Raw genomic sequence first — 23,016 nt, forward strand, 5'->3', positions numbered from 1 at the left:
ACGCCGCGAGTACCGCAAGGATCGGATCAGGTGCATGGTTGAAGTAACGTCCCTCCACACCAGCGAGGTCGTCGGCCAGGGACCGGGCGATTAGCTCGAACGGCTCGGCGCAGGAGCCGACGCTGTCGATCTGGAGCAGTCGCGCCTTGGCGCTCAACCCGAGGATCGAGCGGGCACGGGCGCCCGCCACACGCTTGATGGCGGCGTCGCGCTGCTGCTCCAACTCCTCGTAGCCGGGGGCATCGTAGGCATCGTCGTACCCGCCGTCGTTCAGCAAGACGGCGATCGCTGCGATGAGGTTGTTGAGATCGGAGACGGCGTCGAGCACGTCAGCATCCACGCGTGGCCATGAGCGCGGCAGCTCGGGACGTGCGCCTGCGTCGTCGATATCGACCGGCTCACGGTCCAGATCCCGCAATCGCTCGCGGTCCTCACGCCAGTTCAGCCCGACCATGTCGAGGACGGCGACAGCACGCGTGGAGGGTTGAGGCAATTGGGTGTGATCGGGGCCGCGGAAGTGCCAGTCCCAGGCGACGTTCTCGCCCAGGATGAACCTGTCAGCGCCGCTGCCGAGGTGCGGGTACAGCTCGGCGCAGAGGAGCCGGCGCTCGTAGAAGAGCCAGGTGGCGTAGTTGAGCAGGGCGATGCGCTCGACGGGATCGGCGACAGGCGGGAAGATGGGGTCGTGCGTGTTCATGGTGCTCGCCTCCGTCACGACAGCCGAAGGGCGAAGCCGGCGCCCTGCTCGTCGAGAGCGTCGAAGGCGCTCACCTCGTCCGCGCCAAGGGCCGCGAAGTAGCGACGCAGAGCGGCACGTAACTCGGCGATGGCGGTGTCGGCGCAAACCTCAGGCTGCGTCTGCATCGCGCGGAGAGCGCTCGTGACAGGCCCTACTTGGGTGTGAGGCAAGCGGGATCGTTCACCCGCGAGAGCGGGCGTGGTAGGGGTCAGGGTAGTCATGAGACGTCCTTAGCCGACGTGGATGGTTAGGGCCGGTCCGGAGGTTGCAGCCTCTTGGCCGGCTCGCAAATATCTGCTATCAGATAGCGGTAATGTCAATAGCCGATAGCAGCAAAAAGCGGGGTCGCCCGCCCACCGGAATCGGCAAGGCCATCGGCCTGCGCCTTTATCCTGACTTGGACGGCAAGCTTGAGGCGTGGATTGCAGCTCAGCCGGAGCCTCGCCCATCTCGACCAGAGGCCATCAGGCTGCTGCTGGAAGAGGCTTTGAAGGCTAAACGGTTGTGACAGAGCGCGGCATTCTGAGCGCCTCTGCCGTCTGCATCTTGGCCACGGTAGCCTTGTGGCTGTTCGCGATGCCCGACGAGCCGACACGAGCCTTGCAGGATGGAGCAGGCGCGGCGGCTCTCGCCACCATCATCGTTGGTGCGGCACTGAGGCGGGGTGCTGATCAGTGAGCACCGATCCGCGATCTGCACCCGAGGGCAACGGTCAGCCGACCGGCCTCTCGGAGGTTTCTCGCCTCGCAGACCTTCTGGCCGAGCGCGTGCTCGACGAAGGGCTGGGAAGCGAAGTAACCCCGATTGCGCATGTACGAGCGCTGGTCGATGCAGCCCTGTTGCTCGAAGAGTACGGGTTGGAGATGCCGGTGCACCTGGGTCGGATCATCCGGGAGGTTCGTGCGGCCATGGGCACAGCGGCGCAACTGAACGGCCAGGAGCCCTGACATGCGCCAGCTCGGCACCGTCACTCTCCACACCGAGCCTGCTACCACGGCGACGCCGGCACGGATCTCAGTCGCTGTCGCCGGCCCCGCAGCCCGCCCGGACGAGGTCGTCTACCTAACCGCTCAGTGCGTGACGCTCGACGAGCTGGAGGGGCAGATCAACGGGCTTCAGGATGAGCTGGACGTGCTGCGAGCGGAGGCCCGGCGCGTGTTTGCGGACTAGGCTGAATACGCCTGAAGGCCGCCTCGTGGAAGAGACACCGAAGGCGAATCGGTCGACAGCTGTATTGGTAGGCCCTAACAGCGAAGGGCGGACCCTTACGAGCCCGCCCTTGCCTTAGTCCCGTCCCCGGGGGGTATGCGTCGAGCGCAGTGACCGTGTCCCGAGGCTCACCCACCCGTTATAGAGCGAACCAGCGGAAGATGCAAGAGATTTTTGAAAAAGATCCAATACTTACCCGACAGTTAGCTGACTCCTTAAGTTCACCGCGGTTCTCTAGGTATATGACGGCCGCAAAAGGAAATGAATTTCGCGCTGTAAAGCTTTATCTATGGAATGCGAAGCTATCTCAAACCATGTATTTATATTTGCAGGCATGGGAGATTAGCTTTCGAAATCGAATGAATGAGTTTCTGTGCTGGAAGTATAGTCGAGGGTGGCCGTATGATGAACGGCGTGTTCGGAGACAGTTCACTAGCCTCGACTCACGTCGCCTAAAAGAGGCGGTAGAGCGCCAGGAAAGATCGCGCGGCATATCGCCCGCGCCCTTGCCCGCCATCGTCGCGGACTTGTCAGCTGGATTTTGGGTTTCGCAGCTCTCAAAAAGCTATGAGGTGCCATATGTGTGGCGGCACAACTTACCACGCATATTTCCACACGATGCCGCTATCCAAGTTCATCCCGCCTGGCAGATTTGCGACGAACTGCTCACACTCCGTAATCGGATCGCACATCATGAACCCATCTTCCACCTGCCACTGGAGCAGCGACATCGAGATCTCCAACGGATCGTAGCCGCGACATGCCCTGCTACATTTGCTTTCGCCGAAATAGCGTGCACATTCATCCCGGTTTGGAAAAGTCGCCCATGAACTGTGAACGCGATATTATGTAGTTGTACATACATTTTAACTGATCTCGTCGGCCAGAATCTCAAGAGCGCTAGTATAAGCAGCGCTCTTGAGAGAATTTAAAGTGTTGCCCTACATCGCACGTTCACGCATAGCCTTTTCGACGAAGTACGCAGCCTGATCAATGGTCAGATCATAGTCGACGCCTGCGATCACCGTGTTCTTTGTGGCGTCGTAGACCTGGAGGCCGCCGCGGTTATTCACGCGTGTCCGGCCGCGAGCCTTGGCAATGCCAAGGCCACGCCGGCGTGCGTGGGCGCGCAGACGATCGAGGGGAATCTTGTCGGCAACAGTGATGGTGATCTCGGGATGAGACATCGCAAGCCTCCTAGGTGCGCTCGCAAGCGCTGGGAGTGCCCTTTGCGATGACCTGCGGACGGGGGCGGCGGGACCCGGGCCGGTACGTCGGCGAGCGACGCATCAGAATTGTAGAGGCGCGCTTCGCTAGCGACAAGTGTGCCCCCTGCGCATTTCTCAGACTCAGCTCGTTCACCCGCCCGAGGGCGGATGGCGTCCGGGTGGCTATGGCCTGCGTCCATGTGGGCGCAGTGCGGCGTCGCGGGCTACTTCCCGGTGGCGATGTTACCGGCGATGTTGTTGAACTTGGTGCCGACGTTGGTGCCTAAGGTTTTGGCGCCGGCGATGACAGCAACCGCGATCAGGCCGGCGAGCAGGGCGTACTCGATTGCGGTGGCGCCGGACTCATCGGCGAGGAAGCGCTTCAGCATGGTCGTGCGGCCTCTGGCTCGGTAGTTACGCTGACATTCAACCACCATCACCTGACGCTCCTTACGAGAGACCTAAGGCCCGCCCTTCCCGGTGAGAGGGTAGAAATCAAGGCCGTCACTGCCGCGTCGGTGCATCCAGCCACGCCACTGGAATGGCCCGCCATGGCAGCTACCGGGCGGGCCAAATGATCAAAAACGAATTGCGGGTGAGCAGTTAATAGCGATTAGGCCAGCAGCGCCGACCACCTCCACCCAAATGGAAGCCGGGCGGGCAGGGCCGTCCGCGGTAATATCCGCCCCATTGCCCTCCGGCGCGACAGCCGCCGTAGGGGCCGCGGTGGCCATAAGGCCCGCACCCTCCGTACACCTGGTTGATGCCGCTGTTCGGTTTGGCGAGGTCGACCAGTGGCAGGGCTGAGGCGGGCGCGATCAGACCTGCGGCAAGGAACGCTGACGGGATGAGGATCTTGAGCACTGCTTCCTCCTGTCTGTTTTGGCGAGAACCCGGTAGCCACTCGCCACGCCAGCTTAGCATCTTGGCGCTTCCCTCGACCATGCGGCTGAGGAGCATGCTTACTGAATTGCTCCCTGTGAGTTCACGAGGCACAGCTCCTAAAGCCGCATGCAGGTATCAGCTACCTTGGTGGATCGCGGGATCGACACAGAAGCTGGATTGCGTAAGCTCAGCCGCTATGCGCACCATCCTCTTCGCTCTCGCTCTCGCCTTTCCCAGTCTCGCGTTCGCCCAAGGCGAACGACCCATCCAAAGCCCACAGGATGCAGCTTGCCGCGATGAGGCGCGTGACCGGGTCTTCGGCGCGCCGAACCCGAAGGGCCTCTCGCTCTACAACCTCGGCGTTGAACTCTACCAGGACTGCATGCGTCGCGCTCAGGCTCCCGCCAACGGCACTCGATCAAGGCGTCGGCAGACCTCCTGATCGGCATCTTGAGATCTGTGATCGGTCGGTGCCCCAGCCGAACCCATTCTCGCCCGCATTCAGCTGCGACCGATCCCAAGGAGTCGCTGCCGCTCCATCGTTGGGCGGTCGGGCGGGACGTGCCGTGGCTGGTGCGGCGGTAGGCTGAGCCGGCTGTCACGAGACCGTCGATTTACACGGGAGCCAGTTCCGCGTGCGATGTGTTTACCAGCAATGAAAAAACATGGGAGGTGACACATGCCCTGCGATCTAGATCATGCGCGGCGCGCCTTCGATCGCATGAGCGAGGCCGTGCAGAAACTGGAGAGGCGTCAGCCTGTGGCGCCGGAGGAGGCTCCTCGATATGAGGCCGAGTTGCATCTGGCTCGCCTGCGCGCGTACGTCGCCCAAGGGCGCGTGCTGGCGCTGGAAGACAGTTACCATGCGCACAAGGCGACCGAGTCTTTCCCGATGAGAGCTTGAAGGCATCAGAGCATGAAAAGGCCCGCCGCGGCGGGGAGCCGGGCGGGCCAGTAGGATCAATTCGCATCGTGCCAACCGGCGGCGGCTGGCCCGGTTCCGGGCGCCTCAGGCGCGCCGCTTGACGGCCTTGAACCTCTCGCACTGGTCTGTGGGTCGTCCGGGGCATCAGCAGCCGACGACAAAGCACTAAGACGGAAACTGCATCCGCCCTCATCGGCCGCTAAGCCCCTGAGATCGCTCAGCACGGGTTCGGGCCGGGGCCAGTGCCGACATCCCCAACTATGAGGCACACAGAATTGGCGCTGCTGGAGAGGTCAGACATCGAGTGACTCATTCTCAAGCAGGCCCTATCTATTGCCTCCGTGCGTTCTCATCGAGGAAGTTTAATCAACGTCACACGTGGCCAGAAAACTTTTGTAAAATCGGCGGCAAGTCGCTCACTTGTATGACAGGCAATGTCAGTTGGACTGCACATGAAACCGAAATGCTGATAAGGCTTGGGGCTTTTTTTGTCGGGCACGCTAGCGTAAGCAATCACATCGCCGCCTATCAGATTAGTCAGCATGAGACTACGGGTTGCACTATCACTAGTATCTAAAAATGGTGAGCCAACTATCTTTCCTCCAATTTCCTTGCTAAGCAAGACGCCAACCAATGTAGGTGCCCAAGCGGTGCCGTAGAATGTCCCTGGCTTGTCGTCGGGAATTTTGAGGCCGCCGCCTTCTAATGTCACCGCAAAGCCTGATATACTTATTGTGCCTTTTGTCTTTCCGAGACAACACGAAAGAAAATGAGTGCAATCTTCGGGGCTTCCTAAATCAACTTGGTCTTCAATGAGGGCTCCTGCCGGCCTTTTCTTGGGGCCATTTTTTGTGCATATGTATCCATCGTGACAAATACGGTTCCAATACGCTCCTGCATAGCCCATGGATTTAATTCTATCGTACTTCATGGTTTTATCCTATGCCGCTCATGGTATGGGCAACGTCAAAGCACGCGTAGGCAATTTATGCCTCACTCAATTTTGTGTCTGGTTTTGGACTGTCTTCACTGGTCTGTTGCAAACGTCACATTAGCTGAGTGTATCTGGGATACGTGTGCGAAGGCACACTAAGTGAAGTAGCAGCCCGAATAGTACCCTCGGCGAGATTTGCCAGGCTGGTTCGTGACTTATCTCGCTTATATCGCTTAAGTGGGCTGCGCTGGTGTGCCCCGGCTAAACAGGACCGGTCGCGCCTAAGTCGGCTGCTCGCTCTGCGCGGGCTTGGCACGCGGTAGAAGCTTACATCGCCGCACTCAGTTGCACGAGCGTGGCCTCTAGGTCGAACGGGTTGGCTGCACTGCCGTCGCCGTACTTCTGGCTGAACACGCTTGCGCTACTCGCTGCGCCTTCCCAGGCTCACATCCTGAACTGCGCGAGGGCAGGCGAAGCCGTCACGACCGTGAGGAGCAGGCCCGCGTCAGCGATAGGGTAGGCGCTCATTGATCTCTTGCAGGATGCACGCTCCCTAACATCTGGGCCGGATCCAAACGCTGTCACGCCTTGCTCTCACTTCCTTCCTCGTCTTTCTTCGTGACGCACTCGGCCTCCAGCGGGGCGTTTCAGCCATGACCCCACCGATCCTTATCACCCTCGTACATGGTACATACGCCAACGGCGCACGTTGGGTAAAATCCGGATCCTTATTCCATTCTGGATTATCGTCCCATTTTGGCGACCGTGCCGTAATTCGTGACTTTCAGTGGAGTGGCAACAATACAGTATATGCTCGCAGAGACGCCACTTACGATTTTACAAAATATTCAGAGAAGACAAAGGAAGAGTATTATGAGAGGCACTATGTAATTGCTCATAGTCATGGCGGTAACGTAGTTGTTGAAGCAAGTGTTGATGCGGAATATCACCAGAAGCAGATTTTTGCCGGAATTTGCTGCCTAGCAACACCCTTTTTTCATGCGAAGCCACGAGATCTTACATATATGAAACTTGACCCCGTCTCTTGGGGCTTCGGAGGTCTTTGCATATTGTTAGCTGTGATTGCCGGCGAGCTGTTTTCACTCTCCCTGGAATATAGGTATGCATTAACTGCCGCGGCACCTGGTTTTGGCTATGGTCTAGCTGTTTTTTTTGGCATTCGCATAGCTGGCATGCGGCCCTTCGCCGATTGGTATGCGAGGCAGGTTCACACATCGGCTTGGCAAGGTTTGAATTTGCATATTATCAGAGTGTCAGGCGATGAGGCATCTCTAACGCTCGCGACGGGACAGATGTTGTCATGGGCAGCTTCCCGCCTTTACAGCGGAATGGTAAAACAGTCTGGCGAGTTGATATTTGCGAATCCTCTGCGGCGGAAATTTTTCCTAAATGGGTTTATGCTCAATGCAGCATGTCTTGGTGGTGTAATTGCGTACGCATTATATAAGAAACAAGAGGTAGATTTATTCTATGTGATTAGATATCAAGCAGCCATCGTCGGGTTCTTCTTTTTGGGCTCAATCACACGTCTATACGAGAGGATTGTGCTAGGATTAGCAGTGATATTAGTGATTGTAGCGTCGGGGTTCGCCTCGTATCTGATTGGCACAACAAGCAATGACAGCACCTCTTCGCCACTTCGCGTGCTCTCTCTGTCCAACTTTGTCACCGCGTTTTGTGTTGAAGTAGACACTGAGGCAGCTCCGGCTGGACATTGGCAAGTGTGCCAGTTCTCAAAAAATGATGAAGTAATCCGCTTAGCGCCCGGTGAGTTGATCCATAGTATTTATAACGACCCTCGTATTTGTACAGAGGTCATCCAGTGGATTGAGCGGTCGGAAGCGTGCTGCGCAAGCAACGGATAGATTGAGAAATCTCTCTATGAGAGCTGATGACTTGCCTATATACAGTCATTTCAGAATGAGCATCATCGTGTCGAACAAGTGAGTATTTCAGATCCATTCCCCATTGTCGTCAGCTGAAGCCATTTGACGGCTTCGGGCGACACTCACCCGCCTAAACATGCCCTCCGTGCTAGTTTTCGTCTTCGCCCCCGCTGGAAAGCCGTTCAGGGTAATGTCGAGCGAGGCGCGGCCATTAAGCTGCGGGACGTTCCCGCCGTTAATCATCCCCACGCCGTTGTAGCCGAGCCGGCGATAAAGCATCTCCTCGCCCGGCCCTTTCACCTCGTCATCGCGCAGACGGCTCATGCCGTTCTTCGGATACGGGCGCTCGTACCAGGGCACTCCGCCGCCAGATGCGTCTGCGGTTTGCGGAGCCCCGCCGTTCACGCCCATACGACGTAGCCGCTCAAGGAACGGCTGACGGATCTGGTAGGCGAGTGAGTGGTGCTTCGGGTTCTCGTACTGCGAGATGCCCGCCATAAGAGCCCCTTCGCCATTAGGTGCCGCCTGGATGGCGGCCCAGGCGCCTTTGTACCTGGTTTGCATCTCATGGCGAAAGAACGCCTGCTGCGCCCGGACATCCGTCCAGGGCACGCCCATGCTCTCGGCCATCCGCTGCAAGCCCTGAAAGCGGCCAGCGCCGACGTTCCACTGAACCGTGCCGAAGCTCTGCGGCACCCCACCCCGGTGGTCACCCTTGGCCGCTGAGTCGAGGTTGAGCCCGGACTCGCCCTGCATCATCGCGATGAGACCGCGCGCCTTGTCGACGTCCAGGCCCATGCCGCCCTTGTCCGGCGGGGTCGTGAAGAAGTTCATCCACGACCCAATACGCTCGTGGCCGGCTGCCGACATCGCGGACCGGGCGGCACGGCGCCCATCGTTCCCAGTGTAGCCGCCGGGACTGAACGGCGGGATGGGCGGCTGCGGGGTGATCGCAGTCGTCGTTCCTGCTCCTCCAGAGCCGACACGAGGCGCTATGGCTGTGCCGCCACCCCCACCGTAGCCGGGGCTGCCGAGACCACCCGTGCCGCCGAGGCCACCGCCACCGCCACCGCCAAACAGGCCGCCGTAGCCGGCGCGCTGGATCAGGCCACCACCACCGAAGCCGCCACCCCATCCGGCGGTTTGAACCAGCGGCCCCTGCTGGATGCCGACCCCACCGAAGCTCGACGGGTTCAGCAGCTTACGCATCTCCTGCTCCTTGTCGGAGCCCTTGAAGAATTCCTTGAACTTGTCCCAGAGCTTCGAGATCGCCTCAAACTCAGCTTTGACGTCGGCAGCCCCCTTCTTGATGCCCTCAAGCTCAGCTTTGAACGCGGCGGTCGCATCGGCTGAACCGAGCATCTTGAGCAGCTTGGCGAACTCATCGATGAGCGGCGTGAGCGCTTGGGTTTTCAGACCCTCGGCGCTCGCTCGCAGGTCCGACAGCGACTTCTCGAACCGCTCGGCCGCTGCCACCTGCGCCTGCGTGGTGGTGCCCATGCGGCTTTGGATCTCGCGCATCGCCTTCTCGTAGTCGCCGCCGAGCGCCGCGGCCACGGCGCCGATGTCATCGCTCCCGAACAGCATCCGGGAGACGCGACGTCGGATCTCAGGACTGTCGATCTTGCCCAGCCCCTCCATCGCGGTCCTGAGAGCCGCTTCCATGTTGGGCGCATTCACGAGCTTCTCGGCGAGGTCGCCGAGGTTCATCGCCTGCAAGCTGCCGTAAGCCTCACCCCAGCGCCGCCGTAGATCGAACATTGTCGTACTGAGGTTCTTCACGGCGCCCTGCATGGTCTCGGCAGAGATCCCGAAGCGCTGCCCCAACTCGCCGAACGCGCGCAGCTTATCGATGGCTACACCCGTCTCTTTGCTCATCATCGACAGCTGCTGGGTGTTGCCGGAGAAGTTGCGGATCGCTGCCGTGACGCCGCTGATGGCCGTGATGGCGTCGAAACCGCCGATGCCGAGCGCGGCCAAGGGCGGGGTCATGTTCTGGATTGCAGTAGTGGCTTTGCCGATGGCCGTATGCGCGCCTTCGAAGTCCTTGGTCAGGCCCTTGACGGCCGCCGTCGAGCCCAGCTGCGTGATTCCGCTCTTCAGCTTTGCCAAAGGTGCCGTAAAACGGTCTTCAAGGTTCGCAACGAGCTTAAGCTGATCGTCTGCCATGTGTCGTGTCCTAAATTCCTAAATCAACGTCGAGAGAGGTTTCGCTTCACGAGTTCACCGACGACACGGGGGAAAGCTACCCGCATCTCGTCACGCATCGTCTTGTTGAACTCGGCATGCCACGGAACAGCGGGGCGGATGCGGGTCGCAGCTTGAAGTTTGTACATGAGTGTGAGGCGGCTGTTCTTGCCTCGGCCGTTGGCCTGGAAGATCAGGTCACCCTTGCGCACCGAACGCCGGAGGTTGCGGGGCTTCTGGTTCTGACGGACGGCACCACCCGCTCCACGTCCCACCCGAGCGGTAGGAATGGCGACCTTGCCGCCGCGGGCTGTCTTGATGCCGCCCTTCTCCAGGCGGTTCATGTTGACGTGCATGAGGCGGTCGTACACCGCCACCGCCATGGCGCGTCCGGCCCGGAAGTCCGAAGCCTTGGAAGGCTCCACCCTGAGCGATGCATTCACGAACGACTTGTTCTTCATCTTGACGTGCGACGGCCAGACATCGCCAACGAGATGCTCCCTGGTCTTCTTGGCAGCCTCGTTCAGCGCCTTCGACATCGCGAACGGCAACTCGCGTTCGATCAGGCCGAGGTTGCGGGCGACGCGGGCGCAGTCGCTGAAATCGAAGGTCAGCATGGCGACGTCCTCCCGACAGCTTGCGGACGAGCTGTCTGCTTGCCCGTAGGGAACATCACCTGATCCAGCAGGCGCTCCGCGGCGTCTGGATCGAAGCTGACGCCTTGGCGGCTGGCCCAATCTTGCCAGTCGATCTCGGGCACGTTGCGGCCAGCATGTTCGATGCACGAGACGTCTCTGAAGCCGTCGTATCCGCGTTGGACGAGCAGGTGGCAGGCGATCCGATCCAACCGGATAGCCACCAGCTGGTCGAGCACGAACGCGACCTCCAGCGATGCTCCAGCCTCGACGGCGACGCGGGCCGCGAGCGGACCGACCTCGGCCACTAGGCGCACGGCCACCTCTACCTCGATGCCCTGACGTTGCGGCACTCTGACGGCCGGAGGCGACTGCTTGAGTTCCTTCGCCAGGCGTCGCGCCCGCGAGGCTCCCTTATCGGAGCCGATAATTCCGGTTTGAAAATGTGCAATCCAGCTAAGTGCCGCTTCGCGATCCAAACGGCCATCAGTACGTTGAGGAAGACCACGCCCGCAGTATTGGCTGATGCGCGCCTTAGACACATTCAACTCTGCTGCAAGTCCAGCCTTGGTAATGATGGTCACGGCGTGCCTGTTGCTGTTCGGAAGTTAAGTGGTTTTCAGCGCCTTTGGCTAGTCAGATCCCGGGGTGGCGCCAACCCGCATGGGTGGCGGGTCTCAAGGGGGAACCAGCGTAGGGGGTGGGGTCGCGAGGAGACCAAGCGCACGCGACCCCGGCGCGCAGAGGGCCGCATGATCCCCGCGCGCATCTCTGTGTTTCAGCGACCCGTCTTCAGCATCTCCTGCTGCTCCTCGACGGTGAGGTGGACGTACCGTGGGTCAATGGGGCGGAACTCGGTCGCGCCGACACCGTGCGCGTCACCGATGTCGACGGGTGCGATCTCAATGACGGGCGATGTCTCTGGGGCCGCGGGCTCAAGCTTGATCTTCGTCATGGTGGTTGTTTCCATCGGCCTTTAGCTGGCCGGACTGGCGAAGGTGATGCGATCGTTCGCACCGACATCGATCACCGTCGTCGGTGCGCCGCCGCCGCCGAGACTGATGAGATGACGCGGCTCCACGGCGGCGTTCGGCGTCTTGCCTGTTGCCGCGTACACGGGCCGACACTCGTCGACGAGGACGGTGACGAACGCGACGCAAGAGCCGGTGAAGCCAGCCGGGTTGATGGAGGCCGGCGTCGGCAGAACGTTGGGGTCGCTCTGGCCCGTGCTCGGCACCGTCACCATTGCACTGGCCAGAGGAGCGGGCCCGCGATGCTGGAGCGTGACACCGGGCGGGTGGAGTTCAACGCGTACAAGACCCATCGCTGCTTCTCCTCAGGCCGTGCGGCGCCAGCGCGTGCCGTCAGCGGCATAGCGCTCGGCTCCAACCGCGAACTCGGAGCCGGGGACGTCCAACATCCTCCTGATTCGCATCACCGTCTCGGAAATCGGGGCGGACCGCTGCTCGGGGTTGTGTCGGGCTGCCCAGGCGGCGATCCGCTCTTCCTGAGTCGGCTGGCGCTCGGTAGCGGTCGGGGCAGGCTTGCCAAACACTCGACGCCAGTGCTCCTGGCTTGCCTCTAGTTCTGCTTTATCAATCATCATGTGTAAATTCCTCAAGCTCTCGGCTGACCCCAAAAAGGTGCAGCAAAAATGTAAGTGTCGTTGATGCCGGGCAGGTTGACGAAATCGGCAATTGCTTTGTGCGGTCGAGCGGGATGAATGGGAAGCGACCGCTTCACCATGCGGGTGCGATACTCAAAGCTTGGTCCGGGCCCGGCAGCGTAAGGGGCGTACTGACCCGTCGCCTTGTCGACCAAGAAGGTCTGCTCGACCATCTCGTCACTGCCATCGGTGAAGTGTGCACCGTTGAAGGCCGGCTCTACCATAAGGCTAAGCGGCTCTACGTCGGCTGGTAGATCTTGGTTTGCAGCGTAAACCTGACCACGGAGCTTCGACACTCGGTTGAGAACGTCCGCGACGGCTCGGGCGGCCGGTTCGTACTCGGACGACATGATCTCGCGGGCCTCCTTGAGCGCCCGCTTGGCCTCGGCGTAGACGGCTCGGCGTCGGACCTGCTCAGCCTGGTGCTCCGCGTCGCGTAGCTCGATGGTCAGGCGGGCGTGCTTGCTCTCCGCAATGTCGAGGCGGCGACGGGCAGCGGCAGCGGCTTCCTCGTGGCGCTTGAGCGTTGCCTCGTCCCCGCCGACCAAGACGTCGGCCCGACTTTCGTCCAAATCGTGCCTTGCCCTAACGGCATCCTGGCGCTCCGCATCGGCCTCAACCAGCTGGCGCCGGAGGACATCAATCGGGGAGACGGTCACAGCAGTCGACGGCGCGGTGGGAGCCACCTTGCGCCTCGTGAAAGGCGTCACGGCGTTCATCGGACGACGCGCCTCTCGGGCGGAGCCGACTGCATACGAGTCACGGAGGCGTCGACGATCTCCGTCGGCTGCCACGGCCACCGAGCCTCAAGCGCATTAGCTTCCGCTGCGTCAAGCTCGACGAGTTCGCCGGCCGGGACGAACCTCGTGCCGATCGCAGCCTGCCGGATGACGACGCCAACGCCGTCCCTCAGTTCGCTAACGCTCTTGGCAGAGTCCGGCACGCCAACCGTAACACCCAATCGAACCTGTCGCGTCGCCATGTGCTCTCGCTCCAATAAAAATAGTTGCGGCTGCCGATGCCTTGTCCGCTCAGTTGATCAGCCGAAGCGCGGAGGCATCGTTCCGTTTTCCGAGTCACCGCTGTTCCCGTCAAAGAAGGCTTCGACCGTTGACGATGGTCAATAGAACAAACAAAAACCGCAAGGTTAAATCCGCACAAACCGCAGAAACCGCATCCGCTACATTTTTCTAGCGGGATCGGCCATGAATGCGTTCAGGCGGCGGAGCGAGATGCGCCAGCGCTTCCTGTACTGACGGCCGATACCGTGCGCAGCAGCCCACCGCCTGATCGTATCGTCGTCGTGGGCAACGCGCCTAGCAGCTTCGATAGGACTGACAAGATCCGGATGACCAGCATCCATAGGCCAGCCATCATCTTGCGGACGTGCGGCATGGGGCGGCGCGCGACACGCGGCAAGATAGTCGCGTAAGGCGGCGGTGGCGTCGTTCAGCTTGGCCGTGAAGTAATCAACGTCCGCCAGCCGGGCGGTCAGTTCGGGGTCGTTGATGTCCAGCTCAGGCATCGTTAGCCCCGCTGTCCGGCTGCGGGGAAAAGGTGGGCTGAAGCTCCGTGGCGATGTCGCTCGCCAGTACCTCCCAGGCCAGCAAAAGACCGCGCTGGATTTCATCGGCGGTAGCGAGAGGGAACTGCGCGTCGATTGCGATCGCCGTCGAGACCATGCCGAAGCGCAGAGCCGGGCAGGACTGGACGACGTAGCTGGCGATGGCGGGGGAGATGTCGGTCACGTGCGGCTCCTGGTTGTGCGGGGTGGGACGTGCAAAACGGCGAAGCTTGCGAGCAAGCGCCGCCGGTCGAGGCTTGGCAGGCGGCCGAGTTCGACGGCAGCTTGCTCAAGGGCGTCGGGATCGCTCTCAGCGGCGCGAAGGGTATCCGTGAGGGATTGGCCACGACGGCCGGTCAGGATGTGCGAGAGCGCCCGCATTGCTCGCAAACGGGCAGTCCGCTCGACAGGTGTGAGACCATCCGCAAACGGTCCGAAGCGATCACTGGGGCTCACCGGACACCTCCTCTGCCGTGACAGAGGCCGGGAGGGCAGCAGGCCGAGAAATCAGGCGTGACGAACGGATCAGCCCGCGTGACAGGCGTGACAAGAAAGGCCCCCCCTAAAGGGGGGGAGCCTTTTCTGTCACGGCTCCTGTCACGGCCTTCGGCAGCGTGACGAGCGTGACAAAGGTGGTTTGTCACGCCTGTCACGCCTGTCACGGTAGGGGTCATCAGGCTTGCCAGATCCATTCCTGGCCTCCCCATTGAGCGACGTGGAAGCCGTGCTTCGGAGCCTGCTCCAGGGCACGCTTGAGGGACTGCCGAGCCGCAGCCGCGGCCTTGTCGGGATCGGTGTCGCCGCTGATGTACCGGCGCCGGAACTCGGGCCGGATCTGCTCGACCGTCAGGGCGCGCACGAAGGGCCCGCTACCCATCACCGGGACGTCCTGGGCGGCATGGCCGATCTCGACGAACGCCGCCTTGAGGGCGATGATTGGTGCGGGATCCTTGACGGGGGCCTTGTGTCGTGTCGCTAGAGGCGGAGCACCGAGGTTCGGCTCGATAACGCACGCGCCGAATTCCTCTGCGTCGTCGTCGATACCGAGCGGAACGAACTTTAGGTCAAAGCCGGCGATCGGACCCTCAACGCCGTACCGAGATTTCGCAAGGGCAAGCGACCGGTTGCTGACTTCGCCCGTGACGTGGTTACGGTCAGCCAGGACACTGAGCACAGCATCGGAGCCTGCCCTATAGGCAGACGAACCTCGCAGCCCGGTTTCTTCGCCCTTTCCATAATGGTGGACAGCAAGGACGAGCGCTCCAACCGAGTCGCCCAACTTCCGCATGATGCGGATCGCCCGCTGCGCCTCGGCCGCATCATTCTCGTCCTTCAATGCAAAGGCAGCGGCCATCGTATCAATGGCGATGATGCCGAGTCTCATGCCGAAAGTATCGCGGAGATGCTGCGCCAAAGCTTTGACCTTCGGGATCAGCTTTTTTACCTCTCCTTCGTCTGCCAAGTTAGGAACGTCGCCCATCCAGACGATGGGCAGCGTCGCACCCTCAGCCCTCACGAGCGTCGCGGCTTGAAGGCGAGCGTCGAGCGTACCCTCGCCTTCGGCGGCGAGGATCAGGGTCGCCACCGGCTCCGGGATCTTCTTTCCGAAGAAGGGCTCGCCGAGGGCTGCCGACACTCCCAGGTCAATGAGCGTGAAGGTCTTGCCGGCGCCGGACTGGCCGCCGAGGTAGGCAACCCCCTTAACCGGCAGCAACCCCTTGACCAGCCATTCGGGCTGGGAGATCGGGCGGGCGCCAGCAAAGGTGAAGCCTGCAAGCAGATCCACCTCAGGATCGCCCTCATGAGGCGCCTCAAGCCCGGGATCGTCGTCAAAACGATCCTCGCCCGCCGGTTGCTCGTCGTCCGCCGCGCCGCGACCTTGCCGCTCAAAGGCAGCAATTGCGTCGTCGAAGGGCGTCCACGCCTCGTCACGCAAAGGTGCTTGCGCTGCCGGAGCGACCCCAGAAGAACGAACGTTTACATTGTCAACGTTCGTTTCAGTCTTTGCCGCACTGACGACGCGAGGCTCAAATTTTCGAATAGTATAGCCGCCCGTAATCATCGTGCGACCTCCGTCAGGTCGTTCAAATCTGCGCCAAGCACGTCGGGCTGGACGAGGATCACATCGCGCCCGGCGGAGACCCACCGCTCCGCGCACGCTTCGGCAGCGGCGATGCCGGCCGCGTCAGCGTCGACGCCGACCCACAGGCACTCGACGCCAGGCAGGACCGGAAAGTCCTTGATGCCGTTGGCCGAAAGGACGGACCAGATCGGGCTCTCGCCGAACTCGGGCAGACCGTGCATGGAAAGGGTCGTCTCGATCCCTTCGCAGATCGCGACGCAGGTCGAGATCTGCTCGTCCGGCGTCAGCTTCACGGCGCCGCCGCCGATCGGGCCGAGGGCCAAGCGAGACTTGCCGTTGACGGTGGCCTTGCGCCCCTCATGGTCGATTGCGGTCCTATGGACCCCCAGAGGGACGTTGCTCCTGATGTCGACAACCAACGCCACCATCGCGCCCGCAGTGAGTCCGGCGAAGGGGCAGTGCGGATGCCAGCGCAAAGAACCTTGTACATTGTACAAAGTTTCTCCCAGACCCCGCCGCTGAAGGTATACTTCGGCAGGCGTTCCCGAGATGGGCTTGGCCTCATCCCAAATCCGAAGCGCCCGAGTCGTGTTCTCAGACGGGACGGTTTCAGCGTGTACATTGTACACACTAATAGGGGGCTTCCACCGAGCGTTGACATTGTCACTTTTCGGCTCCCAACGCGGGAGGCGGAGCTTGTCGCAATAGTGGTCGAGGGTCTGCCGCCAGTCGTCACCGTTGTGCGGATGGACGCGAAGCCCGCACGGCGCGGTGGGATCGAGCCACACTGACACCGTGCGCTTGTGTGCCGCCTGCCCGATCCCAGGAGCGAGGATCTGGCCCGGCTTAATCACCTGTCCGTTGAGTGCGCGCGCGACCGCGTGCAGATCGATGTGGGCGGGAGCACTCATGGCAGCACGCCATCCACCAGGAAAGCGCGGGCGTCAGCGGGCCGATCAAAGACTGCGCAAACAATCCCTTGGCGATCGATCAGTGCGACGAGGCGACTTGCCAGCGCGGGGCGTGCCTGCTTATGGTCTGACTCACGACGGTTCTTCTGAAGACACACCTCAACGCTGCTCCGGGCTCCAACCCCCGGGGCGGCGTTCTTCATTTCTGGGGCAGGGCAGGGGGCCTGCGGGTTTGACAAAGACGAGCTAAGTCTTTGATTTCTTGTCGGCAGTTTGACAGCATTTGTAAAGCTAAGTGCCTGAAAATCAGGACTTAGCGAGGGCATCATAATCCTCGTGTCGGGGGTTCGAGTCCCTCCTCCGCTACCACCCGTCTCGAGCCCGCTCGGTCGATGACCTGGCGGGTTTTTTGGTGCCCGTCTCCCGCCCGACGTGGTGCCGTGATCAGCCGCGTGGCTCCTGCATTGACGATGGGTTATCGCCTAACGTCGGCGGCTGCGCGCGACACGGATGCAACTGTCGAAAGCGGCGGGATCTGGTGGGGCGGGCCCGCGGTCGCCGGCGCCGGGGGCGCGGCTGACCGGCGTGGCAAAGCCTGCGTTCCTGGCGCGGTTCGGCCTCGGCTCCCCGGGCGAGAGTCCGGACAGCGAGGCGCTGGAGGAGGCTGGGCTTCTACAACCGGGCGGCGCCGTGCCCGAGTCCGCGGACGAACGCGACGCCGCGCCGGGGTGGCCGGGCGACGAGGAGCGAAGGGTCGAAACACGGTTGGCGGCGTTGTAGCCAGCGTGCCGCGTGTGTCGGCGCAGCGTCGAGGAGTTCACGCCGCATGCCGACCGACGAAGCCGTAGCCCCGCCTCCGCCCGCCCAGGTGCCGCCCCCCCTCGTACCCGGCCTGCGCGGGCTGCTGACACTCGCCGTCGGGGTCGTGCTCGTCGCCGCCCTCTACTTCGGGCGCGAGGTGTTCATCCCCCTCGTCCTGGCCGTCCTGCTCAGCTTCGTCCTGGGACCCGTCGTCAATCTCCTGCGGCGGATCAAGCTCGGTCGGGTCCCCTCCGTCATCGTGGCGGTCCTGCTGGCGCTCGCCGTCATCGGCGGCTTCGGCGCGATCATCGGCACCCAGGTTGCGGGTCTTGCGGGCAATTTGCCGCAGTATCAGGCCACGGTGCAGAAGAAGTTCGCCGGGCTGCAGCAGGGCTGGCTCGGCGAGGCCAGCCGCGTCGTCCAGAAGTTCAGCCATCAGGTCCACGACGTGACCCAGAAGGCGGACGCGGCCGGTACGTCCGCGGCGACGGGACCGGCCGGCGACACGCCCAAGGCCCAGCTCGTGCGCGTCCAGGAGCCCGAGGTCTCCCCCCTGGCACTGGCCGAGAAGGTGCTCGGCCCGATCTTCGAGCCGCTGACCACCGTCGGCATCGTGCTCGTCGTGGTCGTGTTCCTGCTCCTGCAGCGCGAGGACCTGCGCAACCGCATGATCCGCCTGTTCGGGTCGGGCGACCTGCACCGCACGACGGTGGCCATGGACGACGCGGCCCGCCGGCTCGGCACCTATTTCCTGGCCCAGCTCGGCATGAACGCGACCTTCGGCGTCATCATCGGCGTCGGCCTCTGGTTCATCGGCGTGCCCAACCCGCTGCTGTGGGGCGTGTTCTCGGCGCTGATGCGCTTCGTGCCCTACGTCGGCGCCTTCATCTCGGCCGTGTTCCCCCTGACGCTCGCCGCCGCGGTCGACCCGGGCTGGACCATGGTCATCGCGACGGCCGCCCTGTTCCTGGTGGCCGAGCCCCTGTTCGGGCAGGTGATCGAGCCGCTGCTCTACGGCCACTCCACCGGCCTGTCGCCCTTCGCCGTGATCGTCTCGACCCTGTTCTGGGGTTTCCTGTGGGGGCCGATCGGCCTGATCCTGGCGACGCCGTTCACGGTCTGCCTCGTCGTGCTCGGGCGCCACGTCGACAGCCTGGAATTCCTCGACATCATGCTGGGCGACCGGCCGCCGCTGACACCGGTGGAGAACTTCTACCAGCGCATGCTGGCGGGCGACCCGGACGAGGCGCAGGAGCAGGCGGAGCTGCTGCTCAAAGAGCGCTCGCTCTCCTCCTACTACGACGAGGTGGCGCTCAAGGCGCTGCAGCTCGCGGCCAACGACTATCAGCGCGGGGTGCTCCGGGATGAGCAGCTCGACACGATCCGGAGGCTGACCCAGTCCCTGGTGCGGGAGTTCGCCAAGCGCCCGGACGAGACTCCGGAGACCGAGGGCTCCGAGAAGGCGGGTTCCGAGGCCTCGCTGGCCGAGAAGGAGCACCCGAAGAACGAGGCGGTGCCCGGCCAGGCACCCGAACCGGACGCACGCCCCCCGGTGTGGCGCGGCGAGGCGCCGGTCCTGTGCATCGCCGGGCGCGGCCCGCTGGATGAGGCCGCCGCCTCGATGCTCGCGCAACTCCTCGGCAAGCACGGGCTCGGCGCCCGCGTCGTTCCGCACCAGGACGTCAGCCGGGAGAACGTGCGCGGCCTCGACGTGCAGGGAGTGGCGATGGTGTGCATCTCCTACCTCGACATCAGCGGGAACCCGGCGCACCTGCGCTACCTGTTGCAGCGCTTGCAGGAGAAGCTGCCGGGCAAGCCGCTGCTGGTGGGCCTGTGGCCCGCCGAGGACGCCATCCTGACCAACCAGGCATTGCGGCGGCAGGTCGGGGCGGACTACTACGTCGTCTCGCTCCGTCAGGCCGTCGAGACCTGCCTGGAGGCTCTGCGGAAGGAGATCACTCCGGCTCCGCCAGCCGCCACGACCGGCCCGACGCGCGCGAAGGCGGTCCCTGCTCCGACGTGATGTCGTGGGCACGGGTCGCGCCTTCACCCGGCTGCGCGCGCGAGCCCCGCGGCCGGATCGCCAGAGCAGGCGCTGCCCTGCGCCGGCGCCCGTCATGGCCGCGGCAGAACCGTGCCGGGGACAACGAGCGGCCGCTGCGACGCGCCGACGTCGTGCGAACGGCACCGCGTGCCGGCGCCAGGCAGGTCGATCGGCTCCGGCTCCGATGCCGTCCCACGGTGCCGAGCCCGCCCCGGCGATCTCGCCCGGGGGGCCGGTCTCGTTGAACGGCACCGTGTCTCCCGGAGTTTGCAGCAATCAACGCCGTTCCACGTCGGGAGCGCCGTACGACGCAGGCGCACCATGACGGCCACGGTCGATCGCTCCCAGCTCCAGCAGATCATCGACGGCCTCTCCGAGGGCGTCATCCTGATCGAGACCGATCACACCATCACGTACGCCAACGAGGCCGCCCTCGCGGCGCACGGCGTGACCCGCCTGGAGGAGCTCGGGGCCGACATCACGGCCTACCGACGGAACTTCGTGGCCCATTACCACGACCACCAGCCCTCCGGCGCGAGCCACACCCCCGTCGAGCGGGTGCTGGCCGGGGAGGCCTTTCGCGACGCCCTCGTCGAGGTCGCGACGGCCGGGGCCGCGACGCCCCGCTGGGTGCACCGCATCCGCAGCCTCGTCATCACCGATCCCGCAGGCCTGCCCGACTGCCTCGTCCTGATCATCCACGACGAGACCGAGCGCTACGAGGCCGAGGAGCGCTTCGAGCGCGCCTTCTCCGCCAACCCGGCCCCCGCCGCGATCTGCCGGCTCGCGGACCTGCGGCTCATCCGGGTCAACCAGGGCTTCCTCGACCTGACCGGCTACGCCCGCGAGGACGTGGTCGGGCGCTCGGTCTACGAGGTCGACGTGCTGCGCCAGGCCGAGCAGCGCGATCTCGCGATCGGGTGCCTCAACGCCGGCCGCACCATCCCGCAGATGGAGGCCTGCCTGCGGGTGCCCCACGATCCCGAGAAGTGGGTGATCGTCGCCGGCCAGCCGATCGAGATGCCCAGCGACGAGCGCTGCATGCTCTTCACCTTCGCGGACCTCGAGGACCGGCGGAAGGCCGAGATGGCCCTTCAGCACAGCCAGGAGTACCTGACCAAGGCCTTCCAGCTCTCGCCCGCGCCGACCGCGCTCGGGTCGCGCGAGGGTTTCGTGTTCTTCGACGTCAACGAGGCGTTCGCCGCCACCTTCGGCTACACGGCCGACGAGCTGCGCGGCAGGAGCCCCACCGACATGGGCTTGTGGGCCGACGCGGCCTTGCAGGAGCGCTTCGAGCGGACGCTCGGCCGCAAGGGCAGCGTGCGCAACTTCGAGGGGCGCCTCCGGGCGAAGGACGGCGGCGAACTCGACTGCCTGGTCGCCGCGGAGCTGGTCACCATCGACGGGAAGGCGCTGGTGCTCTGCACCATGCAGGACATCACGGAGCGCAGGCGGTCCGAGAACGAGCTCGTGGAGGCCATCGAGGCCGCGATGACGGACGCCTCCTGGTTCAGCCGCGGCGTGCTGGACAAGCTCGCGGCCCTGCGCCAACCGCGGCGTGCCGGGCCGGCGGCGGGCGGCCTCGACGATCTGACCAGGCGGGAGCGCGAGATCCTGGCGCAGGTCGGGGGCGGAGCCAGCGACGCCGAGATCAGCGAGAGGCTGAAGCTGTCCCGCCTGACCGTGCGCAACCACGTCGCGGCGTTGTACCGGAAACTCGGGATCAAGCGGCGCAGCAACCTCGTGGTATTCGCGCGCGACCGGGGGCTGACGTCCACCGAGCAGCAGCGGGGAACGAGGAAGCCGCGCAGATCTGGTGCTTCGGAACCATGAAATCTGGTTGATTTGACCCAGCGATTTAGATCCGGAACCAGTTCCAGATCATTGACTTGTAGGAGGTGTACGGCGCGCCGAGCCGAGTGGCTTGGTGGAGTACTCCCAGGAGGGTGGCGTGAGCGAGCGACGTGCCACCGACGAGGCGGAGGCCAGGAAGGGATCCGTCGCGGAGGCGATCGGCAAGATCACTGCCGACCCGGAGCTCGAGGCCAAGGGCGCTGCGCAGAAGGCCGGGCTGCCGGCAGGTGAGGAAGGTCGGGAGACGAAGAACGTCGTTGACCGAGAAGACATCTGATCCTGTTGGGCTGAAGCAGTAGCACGCCTTCAACATCGCCAATGCGATGCTGAACCACCATGAAATTGATGAGGAGCAGAGACATGACTGCCATGTCCGACACACCTCGCGACCGGGGTGACGGCGACGCGCCGTCCCCCAGCCCTCCGCAGCGCCGGTCATGAACGGCGGCGACAGCCTGACCGGGACAGGAGCCGTCGCGCCAGTCCTGGGCGACCAGGTCGCGGCCGGCGAGACGACCGTCATCCCGGTCGTCGAAGAGACCGCGCGCATCGACAAGCGCGCCGTCGAGACCGGGCGGGTTCGGGTTCGTACCACCACCGAGGAGACCGAGCAGGTCCTGCGCGAGACCCTGCGCAGCGACGCGGTCGGGGTGACCCGGGTCCCCGTCAACCGGACGCTCGCGGAAGGCGAAGCGGCCCCGGTCGTCAGGACCGAGGGCGGTGTCACCATCATCCCGGTCCTCGAGGAGATCCTCGTCGTCGAGAAGCGGCTGGTGCTGCGCGAGGAAGTGCACCTGCGCCAGACGACGATGGGCCAGGACGTCGAAGTCCCGGTGACGCTGCGGCGCCAGCACGCCGTGGTCGAGCGCGTGAGCCCGGACGGCCACGTCAGCGAGCAAGCCATCCCACCCAACTCCGAGGAAACAGCATCATGACCCAGACCATCACCGCCTTGTTCGACAACCAGGCCGAGGCGCAGGCAGCGATGAGCAAGCTGATCGCGGCCGGCATCCCGCAATCGGGAATCAAGATCGTGCCGGGTGCAGCGACCACCGCGACGCGCAGCACGGGCTCCTACGACCACGTCCGCGACGAGGGCGGCTTCTGGAGCTCCCTGAAGGACTTCTTCATGCCGGAGGAGGACCGCTACGCCTACAGCGAGGGCCTGAGCCGCGGCGGTACGCTGCTCACGGCCACGGCCGAGGAGGCGCAGATCGAGACGGCCTACGACATCCTGGAGAGCAGCGGTTCGGTCGACCTCGATCAGCGCGAGGCCACGTGGCGCAAGGAGGGCTGGAGCGGCTACAGCGCCACCACGACCAGCACCGCGGGTGGCGCGGGATCCACGGCCGGCCTGCAGGCCGCCGGCACGGCGGGTGTCGCGGCCGCCGGCACGGCGGGCGCCGTCGGCGCGACCGGCGCGCGGGGGGCGACTGCGAGCGGGACGGAGTACATCCCGGTGGT

The 23,016-nt window shown here is 63.5% G+C and carries 26 protein-coding genes and 1 pseudogene; 9 read left to right on the forward strand and 18 right to left on the reverse strand.

Annotation, left to right across the window (positions count from 1 at the left end; genetic code table 11):
* Both DT057_RS25880 and DT057_RS35635 read right to left on the reverse strand, forming a co-directional pair.
* Positions 1-697 (reverse strand): hypothetical protein (locus DT057_RS25880; RefSeq protein ID WP_162501506.1); only part of this gene is annotated, 697 nt, incomplete at its 3' end.
* Between the two features lie 14 nt (positions 698-711).
* A complete protein-coding gene (locus DT057_RS35635) occupies positions 712-864 on the reverse strand; it encodes a hypothetical protein (RefSeq protein WP_162501507.1) in 153 nt (50 codons plus the stop codon).
* Positions 865-1,413: 549 nt separating this feature from the next.
* On the opposite strand from DT057_RS35635, the gene DT057_RS25890 reads away from it, so the two are divergent.
* Entirely contained in the window at positions 1,414-1,686 is a 273-nt protein-coding gene (locus DT057_RS25890; protein WP_128564972.1) for a hypothetical protein, read from the forward strand.
* A gap of 1 nt (position 1,687) precedes the next feature.
* On the forward strand, positions 1,688-1,909 hold the full coding sequence (locus DT057_RS25895; RefSeq protein WP_128564973.1) for a hypothetical protein: 222 nt from the start codon (positions 1,688-1,690) through the stop codon (positions 1,907-1,909).
* Positions 1,910-2,544: 635 nt separating this feature from the next.
* Here the strand turns inward: DT057_RS25895 and DT057_RS37290 are convergent.
* The 4 genes from DT057_RS37290 to DT057_RS36930 form a co-directional block, all read right to left on the reverse strand.
* Positions 2,545-2,679 (reverse strand): hypothetical protein, encoded by a 135-nt coding sequence (locus tag DT057_RS37290; RefSeq protein ID WP_269153093.1) that lies wholly within the window; start codon positions 2,677-2,679, stop codon positions 2,545-2,547.
* Positions 2,680-2,889: 210 nt separating this feature from the next.
* Entirely contained in the window at positions 2,890-3,135 is a 246-nt protein-coding gene (locus DT057_RS25905; RefSeq protein ID WP_128564975.1) for a hypothetical protein, read from the reverse strand.
* 245 nt (positions 3,136-3,380) lie between these two features.
* Positions 3,381-3,545: a Flp family type IVb pilin gene (locus DT057_RS25910; RefSeq protein ID WP_128564976.1), complete on the reverse strand. Its 165-nt coding sequence runs from the start codon at positions 3,543-3,545 to the stop codon at positions 3,381-3,383.
* Between the two features lie 214 nt (positions 3,546-3,759).
* Positions 3,760-4,020, reverse strand: a complete 261-nt coding sequence (locus DT057_RS36930) for a GCG_CRPN prefix-to-repeats domain-containing protein (protein WP_128564977.1) — start codon at positions 4,018-4,020, stop codon at positions 3,760-3,762.
* 700 nt (positions 4,021-4,720) lie between these two features.
* Here DT057_RS36930 and DT057_RS25925 point away from each other — a divergent pair.
* Positions 4,721-4,945 (forward strand): hypothetical protein, encoded by a 225-nt coding sequence (locus tag DT057_RS25925; protein WP_128564979.1) that lies wholly within the window; start codon positions 4,721-4,723, stop codon positions 4,943-4,945.
* Positions 4,946-5,315: 370 nt separating this feature from the next.
* Here DT057_RS25925 and DT057_RS25930 read toward each other — a convergent pair whose 3' ends face one another.
* Positions 5,316-5,897, reverse strand: a complete 582-nt coding sequence (locus DT057_RS25930) for a hypothetical protein (RefSeq protein WP_128564980.1) — start codon at positions 5,895-5,897, stop codon at positions 5,316-5,318.
* 656 nt (positions 5,898-6,553) lie between these two features.
* Here DT057_RS25930 and DT057_RS25935 point away from each other — a divergent pair.
* A complete protein-coding gene (locus DT057_RS25935) occupies positions 6,554-7,786 on the forward strand; it encodes an alpha/beta hydrolase family protein (protein WP_128564981.1) in 1,233 nt (410 codons plus the stop codon).
* A gap of 87 nt (positions 7,787-7,873) precedes the next feature.
* On the opposite strand, the gene DT057_RS37295 is transcribed toward DT057_RS25935, so the two are convergent.
* From DT057_RS37295 to DT057_RS25985, 11 genes are all read right to left on the reverse strand, one after another.
* Positions 7,874-9,976 (reverse strand): phage tail tip lysozyme, encoded by a 2,103-nt coding sequence (locus tag DT057_RS37295; RefSeq protein WP_128564982.1) that lies wholly within the window; start codon positions 9,974-9,976, stop codon positions 7,874-7,876.
* 23 nt (positions 9,977-9,999) lie between these two features.
* Complete coding sequence (locus tag DT057_RS25945) at positions 10,000-10,611, reverse strand: hypothetical protein (protein ID WP_128564983.1); 612 nt, start codon at positions 10,609-10,611, stop codon at positions 10,000-10,002.
* Positions 10,605-11,213: a hypothetical protein gene (locus DT057_RS25950; protein WP_128564984.1), complete on the reverse strand. Its 609-nt coding sequence runs from the start codon at positions 11,211-11,213 to the stop codon at positions 10,605-10,607. Before DT057_RS25950 ends, DT057_RS25945 begins: the two co-directional genes overlap by 7 nt.
* A gap of 194 nt (positions 11,214-11,407) precedes the next feature.
* Complete coding sequence (locus DT057_RS35640; RefSeq protein WP_162501508.1) at positions 11,408-11,584, reverse strand: hypothetical protein; 177 nt, start codon at positions 11,582-11,584, stop codon at positions 11,408-11,410.
* A gap of 21 nt (positions 11,585-11,605) precedes the next feature.
* Positions 11,606-11,953, reverse strand: coding sequence for a hypothetical protein (locus DT057_RS25955; RefSeq protein ID WP_128564985.1), 348 nt, complete (start codon positions 11,951-11,953; stop codon positions 11,606-11,608).
* Between the two features lie 12 nt (positions 11,954-11,965).
* Complete coding sequence (locus DT057_RS25960) at positions 11,966-12,235, reverse strand: hypothetical protein (RefSeq protein WP_128564986.1); 270 nt, start codon at positions 12,233-12,235, stop codon at positions 11,966-11,968.
* Positions 12,236-12,246: 11 nt separating this feature from the next.
* Positions 12,247-13,014 carry a hypothetical protein gene (locus DT057_RS25965; protein WP_128564987.1) on the reverse strand — a complete coding sequence of 256 codons (768 nt, stop codon included), beginning with the start codon at positions 13,012-13,014 and terminating at the stop codon, positions 12,247-12,249.
* Positions 13,015-13,475: 461 nt separating this feature from the next.
* Positions 13,476-13,820 carry a hypothetical protein gene (locus DT057_RS25970; RefSeq protein ID WP_128564988.1) on the reverse strand — a complete coding sequence of 115 codons (345 nt, stop codon included), beginning with the start codon at positions 13,818-13,820 and terminating at the stop codon, positions 13,476-13,478.
* Positions 13,813-14,043, reverse strand: a complete 231-nt coding sequence (locus DT057_RS25975; protein WP_128564989.1) for a hypothetical protein — start codon at positions 14,041-14,043, stop codon at positions 13,813-13,815. Before DT057_RS25975 ends, DT057_RS25970 begins: the two co-directional genes overlap by 8 nt.
* A 489-nt stretch (positions 14,044-14,532) precedes the next feature.
* Positions 14,533-15,921: an ATP-binding protein gene (locus DT057_RS25980; RefSeq protein WP_128564990.1), complete on the reverse strand. Its 1,389-nt coding sequence runs from the start codon at positions 15,919-15,921 to the stop codon at positions 14,533-14,535.
* Complete coding sequence (locus DT057_RS25985) at positions 15,918-16,853, reverse strand: DUF7146 domain-containing protein (protein ID WP_128564991.1); 936 nt, start codon at positions 16,851-16,853, stop codon at positions 15,918-15,920. The genes DT057_RS25980 and DT057_RS25985 overlap by 4 nt, the downstream gene beginning before the upstream one ends.
* A gap of 826 nt (positions 16,854-17,679) precedes the next feature.
* On the opposite strand from DT057_RS25985, the gene DT057_RS25990 reads away from it, so the two are divergent.
* From DT057_RS25990 to DT057_RS26010, 5 genes and pseudogenes are all read left to right on the forward strand, one after another.
* Positions 17,680-19,677 (forward strand): AI-2E family transporter, encoded by a 1,998-nt coding sequence (locus DT057_RS25990; RefSeq protein WP_128564992.1) that lies wholly within the window; start codon positions 17,680-17,682, stop codon positions 19,675-19,677.
* Between the two features lie 342 nt (positions 19,678-20,019).
* Complete coding sequence (locus DT057_RS25995) at positions 20,020-21,531, forward strand: helix-turn-helix transcriptional regulator (protein ID WP_128564993.1); 1,512 nt, start codon at positions 20,020-20,022, stop codon at positions 21,529-21,531.
* 118 nt (positions 21,532-21,649) lie between these two features.
* A complete protein-coding gene (locus tag DT057_RS26000) occupies positions 21,650-21,829 on the forward strand; it encodes a CsbD family protein (protein ID WP_128564994.1) in 180 nt (59 codons plus the stop codon).
* Positions 21,830-21,989: 160 nt separating this feature from the next.
* On the forward strand, positions 21,990-22,487 hold the full coding sequence (locus DT057_RS26005) for a YsnF/AvaK domain-containing protein (protein ID WP_128564995.1): 498 nt from the start codon (positions 21,990-21,992) through the stop codon (positions 22,485-22,487).
* Positions 22,484-23,016: pseudogene (locus DT057_RS26010) on the forward strand (general stress protein); the annotation flags it as partial. The gene DT057_RS26005 and the pseudogene DT057_RS26010, both read left to right, overlap by 4 nt.

The sequence above is a fragment of the Methylobacterium crusticola genome (genome assembly GCF_003574465.1).
Classification (GTDB): Bacteria; Pseudomonadota; Alphaproteobacteria; order Rhizobiales; family Beijerinckiaceae; genus Methylobacterium; species Methylobacterium crusticola.

Excerpts from the sequence above, each read along its gene's own strand:
- DT057_RS25970 (WP_128564988.1), bottom strand. The coding sequence starts at position 13,820 with ATGCCTGAGCTGGACATCAACGACCCCGAACTGACCGCCCGGCTGGCG.
- DT057_RS25945 (WP_128564983.1), bottom strand. The coding sequence starts at position 10,611 with ATGCTGACCTTCGATTTCAGCGACTGCGCCCGCGTCGCCCGCAACCTC.
- DT057_RS25935 (WP_128564981.1), top strand. The coding sequence starts at position 6,554 with ATGACCCCACCGATCCTTATCACCCTCGTACATGGTACATACGCCAAC.
- DT057_RS25895 (WP_128564973.1), top strand. The coding sequence starts at position 1,688 with ATGCGCCAGCTCGGCACCGTCACTCTCCACACCGAGCCTGCTACCACG.
- DT057_RS25995 (WP_128564993.1), top strand. The coding sequence starts at position 20,020 with ATGACGGCCACGGTCGATCGCTCCCAGCTCCAGCAGATCATCGACGGC.
- DT057_RS25930 (WP_128564980.1), bottom strand. The coding sequence starts at position 5,897 with ATGAAGTACGATAGAATTAAATCCATGGGCTATGCAGGAGCGTATTGG.
- DT057_RS37295 (WP_128564982.1), bottom strand. The coding sequence starts at position 9,976 with ATGGCAGACGATCAGCTTAAGCTCGTTGCGAACCTTGAAGACCGTTTT.
- DT057_RS25960 (WP_128564986.1), bottom strand. The coding sequence starts at position 12,235 with ATGATGATTGATAAAGCAGAACTAGAGGCAAGCCAGGAGCACTGGCGT.
- DT057_RS25965 (WP_128564987.1), bottom strand. The coding sequence starts at position 13,014 with ATGAACGCCGTGACGCCTTTCACGAGGCGCAAGGTGGCTCCCACCGCG.
- DT057_RS25905 (WP_128564975.1), bottom strand. The coding sequence starts at position 3,135 with ATGTCTCATCCCGAGATCACCATCACTGTTGCCGACAAGATTCCCCTC.
- DT057_RS25955 (WP_128564985.1), bottom strand. The coding sequence starts at position 11,953 with ATGGGTCTTGTACGCGTTGAACTCCACCCGCCCGGTGTCACGCTCCAG.
- DT057_RS25910 (WP_128564976.1), bottom strand. The coding sequence starts at position 3,545 with ATGCTGAAGCGCTTCCTCGCCGATGAGTCCGGCGCCACCGCAATCGAG.
- DT057_RS25980 (WP_128564990.1), bottom strand. The coding sequence starts at position 15,921 with ATGATTACGGGCGGCTATACTATTCGAAAATTTGAGCCTCGCGTCGTC.
- DT057_RS35640 (WP_162501508.1), bottom strand. The coding sequence starts at position 11,584 with ATGACGAAGATCAAGCTTGAGCCCGCGGCCCCAGAGACATCGCCCGTC.
- DT057_RS26005 (WP_128564995.1), top strand. The coding sequence starts at position 21,990 with ATGAACGGCGGCGACAGCCTGACCGGGACAGGAGCCGTCGCGCCAGTC.
- DT057_RS35635 (WP_162501507.1), bottom strand. The coding sequence starts at position 864 with ATGCAGACGCAGCCTGAGGTTTGCGCCGACACCGCCATCGCCGAGTTA.
- DT057_RS25990 (WP_128564992.1), top strand. The coding sequence starts at position 17,680 with ATGCCGACCGACGAAGCCGTAGCCCCGCCTCCGCCCGCCCAGGTGCCG.
- DT057_RS25985 (WP_128564991.1), bottom strand. The coding sequence starts at position 16,853 with ATGAGTGCTCCCGCCCACATCGATCTGCACGCGGTCGCGCGCGCACTC.
- DT057_RS37290 (WP_269153093.1), bottom strand. The coding sequence starts at position 2,679 with ATGTCGCTGCTCCAGTGGCAGGTGGAAGATGGGTTCATGATGTGCGAT.
- DT057_RS25925 (WP_128564979.1), top strand. The coding sequence starts at position 4,721 with ATGCCCTGCGATCTAGATCATGCGCGGCGCGCCTTCGATCGCATGAGC.